This window comes from Acinetobacter sp. 1125_18A, from assembly GCF_052824985.1.
In genome coordinates, this window is the sequence record NZ_VTDG01000002.1 from 381915 (window position 1) to 394031 (window position 12117).

The window sequence follows — 12117 nt, forward strand, 5'->3', positions numbered from 1 at the left end:
TCGTAACTTCAAACAATTGACGTTTAAAATATACATTTCAATTGAATAGGTATACGCTCTATCCCTTTTAATATTATGCCGTTCCACCACATAAAGATGGAACGGCAGGTAACCTTGGTGATGGTTAAAGGCTATGAGCTTCTTAACAACAGCAAACACATCCCTTAATTTTTTCACGAGGCCAATTCATCTTTGCTCGTTTAATTGCCAGCTCACTTGTCGCAAAAAATCCCAGTAGATTTTGATTTTCCGCCTTAGGTAAATGCTCACAAGCTTTGCTTGCATTGTGTACCTCATATACACCATTGGCTTGCGCATTTATATCGATAATGAACTTGTCCATCATAAAAGTTTCCCCCAATACTCTTAAAAAGACCTTGAGATTAAATCCATAAAGATGATGTTTTTATTAATCCCATAATAAAAGTATGCCTTTATGGTGCAAAAATCAATCTCTCTTTTATTGATTTATTGTTGGGGGAAATTTGTCTTTGTATTCGATTTAAAGTGAATCAACTTTCTATGTCAAAAAACAGAAAACACTTAATCCAATTTAATGACTCAACCCAATTGAATTGAGTCATTATCCTCTTTGAATCTTGATAAACACTTGTTTCACAAATGCTAAAACACACTAACTACAATGGATGAACAACGCTTTCTTGTTTTTTCTTTCTTAACCAGCGAACCGCTAGCACCATCAAAATAATACCAACAATCACCACCAATACAGGAACGATAAGTGATAATACCGATACCACGATTGCCCCAATCCACTCGCCTGTAGACACCAAAGGATTGGCTATTCCGCCTGTCGTTGCAGTAGATACACCACGGACCGCAACCGTGCCCATTTGTACAGCTGTTGCTGTACCACCACCAACGATAATCGCAGCCGTCCAACTTGCAAACTGTGACATTTCACCTGTACTGACCGCCATGGTGGTCAATGTTCCAGCCACCATCGCTGCTGGCGTGGCAATAGTATCTAAAGCATTGTCGACCCAAGGAATATAGTACGCACCAATTTCACAAATGGTTGCGACAGCTAAGCCAATACATACCGATGGTATCGCTAACCACTCAAAACCTTTCATTGGCTCAAACCAGCCCATCAGTGATGCAACACTCATCACCAATAACGGTACAAATACACGAAAACCGCAGGCGGCACTTAAACCAATGCCAATACATAGACTCAGGATTGTTTCCATAATGATTTATCTGCCTTTTTCTCGTTATCTTTTCAACTATTATTAAATTAACAAAAAGCCCTATCACTGGATAGGGCTTTTGCTTAAAACAGGGAGTATCTGTTTTATCTGTGCGGCTTAGCAATCTTATTTTTTAAATTGATTGCCAAGGCATTTGGTACACTGGGGTAAACGATCTGTACCAATTTCTAAGTAAGTGCGATGTCCGCATTGGACACAAAAATAGAAGCCTGTTCCGGGTTTTTCGCCAGCAGTAACCATTTTTGTTCTCCATAGGTTTTAGAAATGGTGAATAAAGTATAACCATATTTTGATGTATGTCTACTGTCTATTTCCAAAAATGATGGTGTCATTTTTGCAAGAAATGATTTCAAGAGAGAAATTTATTGTTTTGAGAGCTACTGCTTAATCATTAAGTATCGTAAACCATTTAAAGCTCTTCTCTTTCTTGAGATGGCTCATCTGTTCTTTCTTCCTCATAAAAATCATCAGACATCTGTGACAATACATTTAAAAGGCGCTCAGCTGTGATTGATTCATCAGAATTTACCGTATCACTTTGAGTTTTTCGTAATAAAGACATTTTATTCCCCAAATAAAAACCCCACTTAACAGTAGGGCTTTTTTACAACACTATCAATTACTTTTAATCCTCAATTAATCTTCTTTTTAAAAGAGCAGAACTCCCTTCTTTTCAAAGGAGGGTTGGGGGAGGATTTAAAGAACGGAACTCATCAAGCCACTTGCCCTTCCAAGAAATCTTGTGCAAAGCGTTGTAATACCCCACCCGCTTCATACACATGCACTTCTTCTTCAGTATCCAAACGACAAGTTACAGGAACTTCAATCACTTCATTCTTACCATCAACCGTGGCACGCTCAATCACCAAAGTTAAGTCTGTACGTGGTGCAATATTACCAATCACGCTATACAGCTCAGTACCATCAAGCTTTAAGGTTTTACGGTCGGTGCCCGCTTTAAACTCAAGTGGTAACACGCCCATACCAACAAGGTTAGTACGGTGGATACGTTCAAAGCCCTCAGCCACAATCGCTTCAACCCCAGCAAGGCGAACACCTTTCGCAGCCCAGTCACGGCTAGAGCCTTGACCATAATCCTTACCAGCAATGATGATCAGTGGTTGCTTACGATTCATATAAATCTCAATTGCTTCCCACATACGCATCACTTCGCCTTCTGGCTCAACACGCGCTTTAGAACCTTGCTTAATGGTACCGTCAGAACGAATCACCATTTCATTAAACAGTTTTGGGTTGGCAAAAGTTGCACGTTGCGCGGTCAAATGGTCACCACGATGCGTTGCATACGAGTTAAAGTCTTCTTCAGGTACGCCCATTTTATGCAGATATTCACCCGCTGCCGAATCCATCATAATTGCATTCGATGGTGATAAATGATCCGTGGTAATGTTGTCAGGTAAGATTGCAAGTGGACGCATATTTGACAATGTACGTGGTGCAGCCAAAGCCCCTTCCCAATACGGTGGACGGCGAATATAAGTACTTTGCGGGCGCCAATCATATAACGGGCTTTCTGATTTTTCTGTCACACCCAAATCAAACATCGGGATATACACTTTACGGAACTGTTCAGGTTTTACAGATTCTTTAACCAGCGCGTCAATTTCAGCATCCGATGGCCAAACATCTTTTAGGTAAATTGGATTACCGTCTTTGTCATTGCCCAATGAATCCGTTTCAATATCAAAACGAATTGTGCCTGCAATTGCATAAGCCACCACCAATGGTGGTGAAGCCAAGAATGCTTGTTTTGCATAAGGATGGATACGACCATCAAAGTTACGGTTACCTGAAAGTACCGCAGTCGCATACAAATCACGGTCAATAATTTCTTGCTGAATCTTTGGATCTAAAGCACCAGACATACCGTTACACGTCGTACATGCATAGGCCACTATACCAAAACCAAGCTTTTCTAAATCCTCAAGTACGCCAGCTTCTTCAAGATAAAGTGCAGCAGCTTTAGAGCCTGGTGCAAATGATGATTTCACCCAAGGTTTACGTACTAAGCCCAATTCATTTGCTTTACGTGCCAACAAACCCGCGGCAACTGTATTACGAGGGTTGGAGGTATTGGTACAAGAGGTAATCGCGGCAATAATGATTGCACCATCAGGCATTAAACCATCAGTACGGTTTTCAACTACGCCTGCAATGCCTTTCTCTTTTAAATCTGCAGTTGATACACGTGCATGTGGGTTTGATGGACCTGCAATATTACGTGTTACCGTTGAAAGATCGAAACGAAGTACCCGAGGATATTCTGCTTGTTGCATATCCGATGCCCAAAGACCAATTTCTTTGGCATAACTTTCCACCAATTTGATTTGGTCTGATTCACGACCAGTCAAGGTTAAATAATCAATGGTGTTCTGGTCGATATAGAACATTGCCGCAGTTGCGCCATATTCTGGAGTCATATTGGAAATCGTTGCACGATCTCCTACAGACATACTGTCCGCACCTTCACCAAAGAATTCTAAATATGCACCCACTACACGTTCTTTACGCAAGAATTCTGTAAGTGCTAAAACGATATCTGTTGCCGTGATACCAGCTTTACGCTGTCCCACCAATTCCACACCGATTATGTCTGGAAGACGCATCCAAGATGCACGCCCCAGCATGACATTTTCAGCTTCCAAACCACCAACACCGATAGAAATTACACCCAACGCATCTGTATGTGGCGTATGTGAATCGGTACCGACACAAGTATCTGGAAATGCGATACCTTCACGGTTTTGAATCACTGGAGACATTTTCTCCAAGTTGATTTGGTGCATGATGCCATTCCCTGCTGGGATCACATCGACATTTTCAAACGCTGTTTTGGTCCATTCAATAAAGTGAAAACGGTCTTCATTACGACGGTCTTCTACAGCACGGTTTTTTTCAAATGCATCTGGGTCAAAGCCACCGTATTCCACTGCTAGAGAGTGGTCAACGATCAACTGCGTTGGTACAACAGGATTAACTTTAGCAGGGTCACCGCCTTGATCTGCAATCGCATCACGCAAACCTGCAAGGTCGACTAATGCTGTTTGTCCAAGGATATCGTGACATACCACACGTGCCGGATACCAAGGAAAATCATGGTCTTGTTTACGATTAATCAGTTCTTTTAAAGACTGTTCGAGAATAGCTGGATCACAACGACGTACCAGCTGTTCGGCCAATACTTTTGAAGTGTATGGAAGTTTTGCATATGCGCCTTGCTGGATATCTTCTACGGCTTGACGCACATCGAAGTATTCGAGCTGGGTACCTTGCAGTGGTTTACGATAGTTGTTATTCATTAGTTTTGTGCCTCTTGCATCATTTTGTACTGCGTGTCTAATGATTGGCATAGTACACTGTCGAAAACCCATTTCCCAAATCGTTTATATTTCATAAGCTTAGATATAAAAACGGGGGTTTTGGAAATATTTAGTAACAACTTCATTAAAATATTTGCACTAAATCTGCTTTTTTTTGAAAAATAGCGGAAAATAAGATTAATTCTTTAGTATTAGATTTAAGATAAGCGAGCAATTCATGAGCGATCTAGCTTTCTCCTCATTTACCTTGATTGGTGTTGATGCAATCAAATTTCTACAAGGTCAAGTGACTGTAAACGTTGAAGCTTTGGCTGAAAATATCACCCAATACACTGCGATTTGTGATCTTAAAGGCCGTATCCATTTTGGCTTATGGCTTAAAAAAATTAATCCTGAACATTTAGAGATTGTTACGACTCAAGATCAAGCCGAAGAATTTGCTAAACATATTAAAAAATACGGCGCTTTTTCTAAAATGAAGCTTGAAGAAACTGGACAAGTTTTTCCAACATTGAATGGTTCAACGACTGATTTTTCTGCTACAGAAACCGATATTTCAGTATGGGAAATTGCTGCAATTCAAACTGGTCAGGCTTATATAAATCAAGCAATTGAACATGTATTTCAACCACAAGAATTACGCTTACACCAACGTGAAGGAATCAATTATGACAAAGGCTGTTACCTTGGTCAGGAAGTGATTGCACGCCTCTGGTTTAAGGCAAAACCAAAAGCATGGTTACATGTCATTCAAGGTACAGGTCCTGCCCCTGCTCAAGCTGAACAGTTAAATAAAGGTGTTCAAGTGGTAAACAGTGCAGCATTTGAAAATGGTTATATTGCGCTTGTGGTTGCCCGTCCTGATGCTTTAGAAGAGTTAAACGTGACTGTTTTAGCATTACCTGAAAGCTTAAGTGGTGATGTGGCGAGACCGCAGTAATTTCTCAAAATTTTCTACAATAATAAACCTACAACCTTGTAGGTTTATTTAGAGAATTAAACGATTAATTCAATCACAATAATTTCAATAATAATAACTATTTAGATTCACTTCCATAGATAAATACTTTACTAATCTAGTACTGCTTCCAAAGATTTATCGACAATTTATATTTTTACTTTCACCTGAATTTTGTATTCTCAGCCATGCTCTTTTTACTAACTCCTAAAATTTTAGAAAAGTTCAAAGTTTAGGAAGATTCTTTCTGCCTCACATAATAAATCACACCACTCTTATCATCGGAAAAATAAAATGAATTTTCATCTACCCGATAAATATCACAAGGGCGACCATAGACATTTTTGCCCACTAAAAAACCATCCATAAATGTCTGTAATTTTTGCCCTTTACGCATAATCACAATTTTATAACCATGACCAATTGTGGCATCCGTAGAACCATGTAAAGCAACTAAAAAAGAATTTTTGATGGTATCGTCTGTATCGGGATGATCAAAATAATCAAAGCCAAGTGCAGATGAATGCGCAGGGAAATAGGCATAAGGAGGCAATACATTTTTGCAACCTAACGGACGTTTAAATTTTGGATCTGCCAAAATTTTACCATTCGACGAATAACATGAAGCCCAACCATAATCTGCATCACGTTTGAGTGCATAAAAAGTTTCATCAGGCTTATTTTTACCCAAATGATCCACACCTTGATTGGTGGCAAATAAAAAATTACCAACCCATTTCAAACCGACTGCATTGCGTAAACCTGTAGCAAAAATCTTTTGTTGCGAACCATCGGGATTCATTTCTAATACTGTTGCCCGAACTTTTTCTTTCTCAGTACAAGCATTGCAACTTGAGCCGACTGAAACATAAATTTTCCCGTTCCCACCCACAGCAATTGTTCGCGTTAGATGCCAACCACCATATTTATAACTTAAACCATAGTCAGGAAAAGTCACTAAAACTTCGGCTTTATCGGTTGGTTTAATTTCACCTTTGGTAAATTTTCGTCGGGTCAGTTGATTAGTTTCCGCTAAATACAACCAATCTTGTCCTGAAGAATCTGTATAAAATTGGACTGAATTAGGGTTCTTCAGCCCCGTCATATAAGGAATAATTTTGCCGAATTTTCCCGTTTCAGGGTTCCATTCATCCAAAATATAAACGATGCCTTTTTTATTATCAGTCAAATCGTGCATATCTGTTACAAACATTCTGCCATCAGGAGCTTTGCTAAAAAAACGAACTCGCTTTAAGCCCTCAGCCGCTGGAATAATTTCGTAATTTGCTGGAAGATTTAAAGAAAAGCGCTTCCCATTTTTTAAGTTAACCTGATGAGGCACAAGATTTGGCTGTTGAGCTAAAATCCCCATTGAACAAACTAAACTTATGAATAAGATTGACAGTACTTTCATCATAGATACGTCTCGATTAATCTTAGCAAAAACAGCCTTCTTTTTTATATTATATAACTTGAAGCACGAGTATATAGTCAAATAATTTTGCTAGAAAAATACAAAGACCATCCAAATACAAACCATTATTTTATATTGTTTTTAGCCAAGCGCCGAAAGTATTGTTGTAGTGGATTAATGCATTGACTCTAGTTCTACGGCATGCAGCGCATCTATACTATTTTTTGTTCTAGGCGTTGTTAGATTCAATTGCCAAACCTTATCAACATAATTATCCATTAGAATATCAAGAATGGTTTAAAGAAAGACCATCAACTTTAGCACGATCATCCTATTCAATTTCTACTTCAAGCTCATCAAGTAGCAGTAGAGATTTAAGCGACAGCTCAAATGGTAGTAGTACATCAGGCTCATGGTAAACACCAAAAGCCCAATAGATTTAGCAGTTGATTAAAACCCATGAAATAATTTATTCATGTCTTTACACAAATAATCTTTAAAGTGAAATGCCCGTGCATGTTTTGCATCAAACTTGGCCGTCTGACCATCTTTTTCAAAAATATAAACACGGTCATCCTTACTGACAAGAAACTCACCACCCAGTTTGATCAACAAAGCATCTATCTTATCTTCATCGGCAATACTGTCATCTTGGCTGACTTTGTCATAATTACGTCTAATGCCTTTAATAAACATCGTCTACTCACACGTTCTATTTAGCCAGAATTATACCCTTTTCATTGCCTTTAAAATGGCCCTAAATAAACATTATCAAAATCATTCGGCTTGTTTACCCAGATAAATACTTATAAAATAGCCCAATCATGTGTTATCGCGGCTGCTGAACCCGATCAACTCATGAGTTTTATCTATGGACATTACACAACAATATTTTGAAAATGAATTAAACCGCAATCGCGCTTGGAGACGTAAGGTAAATTATTTACACCGTGGTCGAGATTGCAGACATACTTCAACCCTTTGGAAACCAGAAAAAGACTGGAAATTACTTTGGAACAGATCGTTAAAAAGATCTCGCTCGAAACAATTAAGAATTGAATATCCACGTATTTCTTCTGCCAAAAGACGAAAACAAGCACAATATGATTTTTGGAAGACTGCTGATTGAACACCCTTTTTATTTGTAGTCGTAACCAATGGCGTAGTCCCACTGCCGAGCGTGTCTTTGCAGTGGGCTATGGCATTTCCACACGTTCCGCTGGAACAAGTAAACACGCCAAACATCGTATTTCTGCCAAAGATATTGCGTGGGCAGATATGATTTTTGTCATGGAGCAAAAACATAAACAAAATATCAAAGAGAAATTCCCCAACCAGTTACAACATAAAAAAGTCATGATATTGGATATTCCAGACGATTATCACTATATGGATGAAGAGTTAATTGAAATTTTAACAGAGGCTATGCAACCCTATTTGCCTTAAATGCTAAAGTCGTTGCCATCAATCTGTATGACCAATTCATAATCAAAATGATGACGAAACAACCTTAAATTGCCATAACTCAACCCGATCAATATTTAACAATAAAATAAATGATGCAGAATCCACTAAAAGTATTTTCTATCCTTAAAACCTTCATGCTTATCTTAGTGATATGCGCGCTTCTGTTCAGCTTTAGTTTTATATTTAGATTTTCTGACTCAAATTCAGATGAGATTCCTTTTACTGCGACTACAGAAAAACTTGGGATATTTGAAAAATATAACAACCAAATCTATGCCGCTGTACCCAGCAATGGTGATTATTTGATCCCAGAAGCAGATATTCAAAGTTTTTATTTACCCAATGATAATTACCAATACCGACAACTAGGTGCAGATAAACTACATGTCTATTGTGGCAATATCATCCTAAAAGGTGTGCAACCTCAACAGGTGAAGACCATTGGCGATGGTTATTTTACTGCTGGAAAAGACACTTGGTATTGCTCCCCCTCCACCGAACGAAATAAGGATTTAGCTGCGCTTCGAGAAATTTGGCAAATCATGCAACAAAATTTTGCCCTAGGCTCAAAACCACAAAGCTATCTCTACCCCTATTTTAAACTTGAACGAGGCAACTGGCCTTATCGTGTTAATTCCGAAAATGATACGGCAAGTAATGGGACATTCACCTATTTTCAAGGGAAATTGCTTTCTGGAGCCAATCCAGACCAACTCAAACTTGTCTTAGGCGAACGTAACTATGCCTATCGAGCGGATGGTAAAAACGTCTATTACAACAACACTTTGCTCGATTTAAAAGACAATGGAAAACTTTATAGTATTGAAATAGATGGTTTAAATAACCAATATTATTTACTCAATCCTGTCGATGGTATGGTCTATGTCAACGAATTTGCCTTTGATCCCAAATACGCCCCCTATCATCTCTTAAGCGAACATGGCGATCACATTAACCATGCTTTGTTTTATAACGACACGGGGATTTACTATTTTGATCTGAATAAGAAAAAAATGCATCGCGCAGGTGATAATCCGTTTTTAGGCAACGCGTTTAAAGAAGTCGCACCGCTGATTTTTTCTGATGGCACACAAATACTCTATCTACAAGCCAGTGAATATCGCAGCAATAAAGGATCAGCCTCTTCCAAATCCACCCATATTCTAAAATTAGCTGAACCACTTCATTCCACATGGCAAAAACTTGGAGATGTAAATTACAACTATGGCACTGTATGGAAAAATGGCAATGCATTTTACTATTTTGATCAGTTGGGAAATAGCCAACTGGTTAAGGCCACGATTTATCATATTCGTGACCCACAAACGATTCAGAATTTACTGAGAACTCAACCACGCACTGACGATATTCGACAATGGATTGATGAGCAAAAAATGGTTGAAGCCAAACATGTAGAATTACTCGAAGTAGAGACAACTAACCGCTCAGACAAATATTGGGGCTTGTTTATTCCAATCATGTTTGTAGCATTTTTGAGTATGCTGATGTGGATCTTTAAACGGTTTAATTTAAATTTTGCCCCATTTTATATACGCAATCATAAACTGATCGTCAGTAATTTGATGATGACCTCTTACCCTTTAGATCAGGTCACATGCGTTGAATTTAGTGCCCATAGGACAACAGCGAATGGTGGTTATCTTGGGCACTTTCAAATTTTACAGCGCAATGGAAAACGCAGCAGAATCTTTAATTTTAGTACGCAATTACGTTTACGGAGTGACTCACAAGTAGAATTAAATCAATATATCCAACAACTCAGAAATGAGTTAACACGCCATGGTATCCAGAATACAATACGAAATTAAACGTGGTATCAACTGAATATCGCATTGGCAATTACATGATCTCAATATATTTTTGATCATTATTGAGTGCACAATATCCACATTATTATTTTGAGCTTTAACATGAAAATCTGGTTATCTCTTCTGACTTTGGGTCTTTTTACCTTTTCTTCTGCACATGCAGATATTCAAACTTTGCAGCAAAACTTAAAAACCAAATATCCTGAGATTCAGGTGAAATCGGTACAAAACTCACCAATTAAAGATGTTTATGAAGTCTATATGGGTGGACGTATTGTTTATACCAATGAAGAAGCAAAATATTTCTTTGTCGGCAATTTAATTGATCTTAAAGAACAAAAAAACCTGACCGAAGAACGTATGCAAGCCCTAAAAAGTATTGATGTAAAATCATTACCGTTGAAACAAGCCATTAAGCATGTCAAAGGTAAAGGTGAACGTGTAATCTACGTATTTAGTGATCCTGACTGTCCATATTGCCAACATCTTGAAAAAGAATTAAAAAATATCGACAACTTAACCGTTTACTTATTTTTATACCCAATTACCCGTTTACATCCAAATGCTGAAAGTATTTCACAGCAAATCTGGTGCTCTAAAAACCAGTACCAAGCGTGGGAAGACTATTTAATTGACAAGAAACAACCGACTTCAAACAAGTCATGTACGACCCCAATTGAGAAAAACATTGCTTTAGCAAAATCACTCGAAGTCGATGGTACACCGACATTCTTCTTACAAGATGGCACCCGTATTTCAGGCGCACGTGAGGCAGGCGAAATTGAATTACTCCTCAAAGCAGTAAAATAACAGCCCACAGCCTAGAGAATAAAAAATTTCTCTAGGCTTTAATGTTGTTAAAATATCCTTAATTCTTTCTTATTTATAAATAAATTAAAATTTAAATACACTAACTTATACAATAGGCATGTTTACATTTATAATTTTCAAATTATGATAAAAACGTCCTCAACAATGTTCTCACACCATAAATGGAATTATGTTGAAATTAAAACAAGGTATATCGTCAAAATGAAAAAAATTCTATTCGCTACACTACTCAGCTTTTCATGTATTTCTGCATTTGCAGCAGATACAGCTAAAAGTAACGTTGACCCTGCATTTGTCAAAGCACAAGAGCTGATTCAAGCAAAAAACTATCCTGCGGCGTATCAAGAACTTGAACGTCTTGCAAAAGCTGGCAATGCGCAAGCCTTATATAACTTAGGCTATTTAACCCAAACGGGACAAGGCACAACCAAAGACGATAAGAAAGCTTTGAAATATTATCAAGATGCTTCTGCAAAAGGCTATCCTGTTGCAAGTTATGTCTTGGCACAAAGCTATGCGGTAGGTCAATTGGGCTTAGCCAAAGACGAAAAGAAAGTTCGTGAATACTTAGAAAAGTCCTCTGCTCAAGGATTTGATGATGCTACAGTGGAACTTGCGGTTTTATTATTTGCTGAAGGCACACCCGCATCTGACAAGCTTGGCTTACAAAAACTTGATCCTTTAGTGAAAAAAGATTTTGCACCCGCGATTCATGCGAAAGCGCTATATGACATCACCGATGGTTTAAAGAAGAAAAATGCAGCCGCAGTCAATCAAGGTTTAAAATCAATCCAAGATTTAGCTAAAAAAGGATATATTCCAGCATTGATGGCTGTCGGAAATATGCTGACCAATGGCAATATCATTGATCAAAATCTGCCAGAAGCACAAAAGATTTTCTCAGAACTTGCTAAAAATAATGTGCCTAAGGCAAAAGAGTCTTTGGATGTTGTAAACAAACTGATTGCTGAAAAAGGCAAAACACCTGCTCCCAAAGCACCAGCAAAAAAATAAGCAGCTCTTAAAAAAATACTCTCGCAAG

At 38.2% G+C, this 12117-nt stretch carries 13 protein-coding genes; 6 read left to right on the plus strand and 7 right to left on the minus strand.

Features of this window, described 5'->3' with window-relative positions:
* Positions 1-142: 142 nt before the first annotated feature.
* The 5 genes from FY049_RS04690 to acnD form a co-directional block, all read right to left on the minus strand.
* Positions 143-346 (minus strand): hypothetical protein, encoded by a 204-nt coding sequence (locus FY049_RS04690; protein ID WP_154129523.1) that lies wholly within the window; start codon positions 344-346, stop codon positions 143-145.
* Between the two features lie 292 nt (positions 347-638).
* Positions 639-1214 carry a DUF4126 domain-containing protein gene (locus FY049_RS04695; RefSeq protein WP_446083261.1) on the minus strand — a complete coding sequence of 192 codons (576 nt, stop codon included), beginning with the start codon at positions 1212-1214 and terminating at the stop codon, positions 639-641.
* Positions 1215-1340: 126 nt separating this feature from the next.
* Positions 1341-1475, minus strand: coding sequence for a zinc ribbon-containing protein (locus tag FY049_RS04700; protein WP_004722968.1), 135 nt, complete (start codon positions 1473-1475; stop codon positions 1341-1343).
* A 169-nt stretch (positions 1476-1644) separates the two neighbouring features.
* The gene (locus tag FY049_RS04705) at positions 1645-1797 is read right to left on the minus strand and encodes a hypothetical protein (RefSeq protein ID WP_446083262.1); all 153 of its coding nucleotides are present in this window, start codon (positions 1795-1797) and stop codon (positions 1645-1647) included.
* A 151-nt stretch (positions 1798-1948) separates the two neighbouring features.
* Positions 1949-4555: a Fe/S-dependent 2-methylisocitrate dehydratase AcnD gene (gene acnD / locus FY049_RS04710; protein ID WP_327858159.1), complete on the minus strand. Its 2607-nt coding sequence runs from the start codon at positions 4553-4555 to the stop codon at positions 1949-1951.
* A gap of 238 nt (positions 4556-4793) precedes the next feature.
* On the opposite strand from acnD, the gene ygfZ reads away from it, so the two are divergent.
* Positions 4794-5516: a CAF17-like 4Fe-4S cluster assembly/insertion protein YgfZ gene (gene ygfZ, locus FY049_RS04715; RefSeq protein ID WP_166783181.1), complete on the plus strand. Its 723-nt coding sequence runs from the start codon at positions 4794-4796 to the stop codon at positions 5514-5516.
* 250 nt (positions 5517-5766) lie between these two features.
* Here the strand turns inward: ygfZ and FY049_RS04720 are convergent, their stop codons facing one another.
* Positions 5767-6951, minus strand: a complete 1185-nt coding sequence (locus FY049_RS04720) for a PQQ-dependent sugar dehydrogenase (RefSeq protein ID WP_327858158.1) — start codon at positions 6949-6951, stop codon at positions 5767-5769.
* A 447-nt stretch (positions 6952-7398) separates the two neighbouring features.
* Positions 7399-7644, minus strand: coding sequence for a hypothetical protein (locus FY049_RS04725; RefSeq protein WP_004722984.1), 246 nt, complete (start codon positions 7642-7644; stop codon positions 7399-7401).
* A 175-nt stretch (positions 7645-7819) separates the two neighbouring features.
* Here FY049_RS04725 and FY049_RS04730 point away from each other — a divergent pair, with 175 nt between their 5' ends.
* From FY049_RS04730 to FY049_RS04750, 5 genes are all read left to right on the plus strand, one after another.
* Complete coding sequence (locus FY049_RS04730; RefSeq protein ID WP_239046415.1) at positions 7820-8077, plus strand: hypothetical protein; 258 nt, start codon at positions 7820-7822, stop codon at positions 8075-8077.
* Positions 8074-8394 carry a low molecular weight protein tyrosine phosphatase family protein gene (locus FY049_RS04735; RefSeq protein WP_327858157.1) on the plus strand — a complete coding sequence of 107 codons (321 nt, stop codon included), beginning with the start codon at positions 8074-8076 and terminating at the stop codon, positions 8392-8394. The genes FY049_RS04730 and FY049_RS04735 overlap by 4 nt, the downstream gene beginning before the upstream one ends.
* A gap of 110 nt (positions 8395-8504) precedes the next feature.
* On the plus strand, positions 8505-10244 hold the full coding sequence (locus FY049_RS04740; RefSeq protein ID WP_446083263.1) for a DKNYY domain-containing protein: 1740 nt from the start codon (positions 8505-8507) through the stop codon (positions 10242-10244).
* Between the two features lie 102 nt (positions 10245-10346).
* A complete protein-coding gene (locus tag FY049_RS04745) occupies positions 10347-11054 on the plus strand; it encodes a DsbC family protein (RefSeq protein WP_004722988.1) in 708 nt (235 codons plus the stop codon).
* A gap of 222 nt (positions 11055-11276) precedes the next feature.
* Positions 11277-12089: a tetratricopeptide repeat protein gene (locus tag FY049_RS04750; protein WP_004722989.1), complete on the plus strand. Its 813-nt coding sequence runs from the start codon at positions 11277-11279 to the stop codon at positions 12087-12089.
* The last annotated feature ends 28 nt before the right edge of the window (positions 12090-12117 follow it).

Coding starts and splice junctions, on each gene's coding strand:
- FY049_RS04690 (WP_154129523.1), bottom strand. CDS start 346: ATGATGGACAAGTTCATTATCGATATAAATGCGCAAGCCAATGGTGTA.
- FY049_RS04695 (WP_446083261.1), bottom strand. CDS start 1,214: ATGGAAACAATCCTGAGTCTATGTATTGGCATTGGTTTAAGTGCCGCC.
- FY049_RS04700 (WP_004722968.1), bottom strand. CDS start 1,475: ATGGTTACTGCTGGCGAAAAACCCGGAACAGGCTTCTATTTTTGTGTC.
- FY049_RS04705 (WP_446083262.1), bottom strand. CDS start 1,797: ATGTCTTTATTACGAAAAACTCAAAGTGATACGGTAAATTCTGATGAA.
- acnD (WP_327858159.1), bottom strand. CDS start 4,555: ATGAATAACAACTATCGTAAACCACTGCAAGGTACCCAGCTCGAATAC.
- ygfZ (WP_166783181.1), top strand. CDS start 4,794: ATGAGCGATCTAGCTTTCTCCTCATTTACCTTGATTGGTGTTGATGCA.
- FY049_RS04720 (WP_327858158.1), bottom strand. CDS start 6,951: ATGATGAAAGTACTGTCAATCTTATTCATAAGTTTAGTTTGTTCAATG.
- FY049_RS04725 (WP_004722984.1), bottom strand. CDS start 7,644: ATGTTTATTAAAGGCATTAGACGTAATTATGACAAAGTCAGCCAAGAT.
- FY049_RS04730 (WP_239046415.1), top strand. CDS start 7,820: ATGGACATTACACAACAATATTTTGAAAATGAATTAAACCGCAATCGC.
- FY049_RS04740 (WP_446083263.1), top strand. CDS start 8,505: ATGATGCAGAATCCACTAAAAGTATTTTCTATCCTTAAAACCTTCATG.
- FY049_RS04745 (WP_004722988.1), top strand. CDS start 10,347: ATGAAAATCTGGTTATCTCTTCTGACTTTGGGTCTTTTTACCTTTTCT.
- FY049_RS04750 (WP_004722989.1), top strand. CDS start 11,277: ATGAAAAAAATTCTATTCGCTACACTACTCAGCTTTTCATGTATTTCT.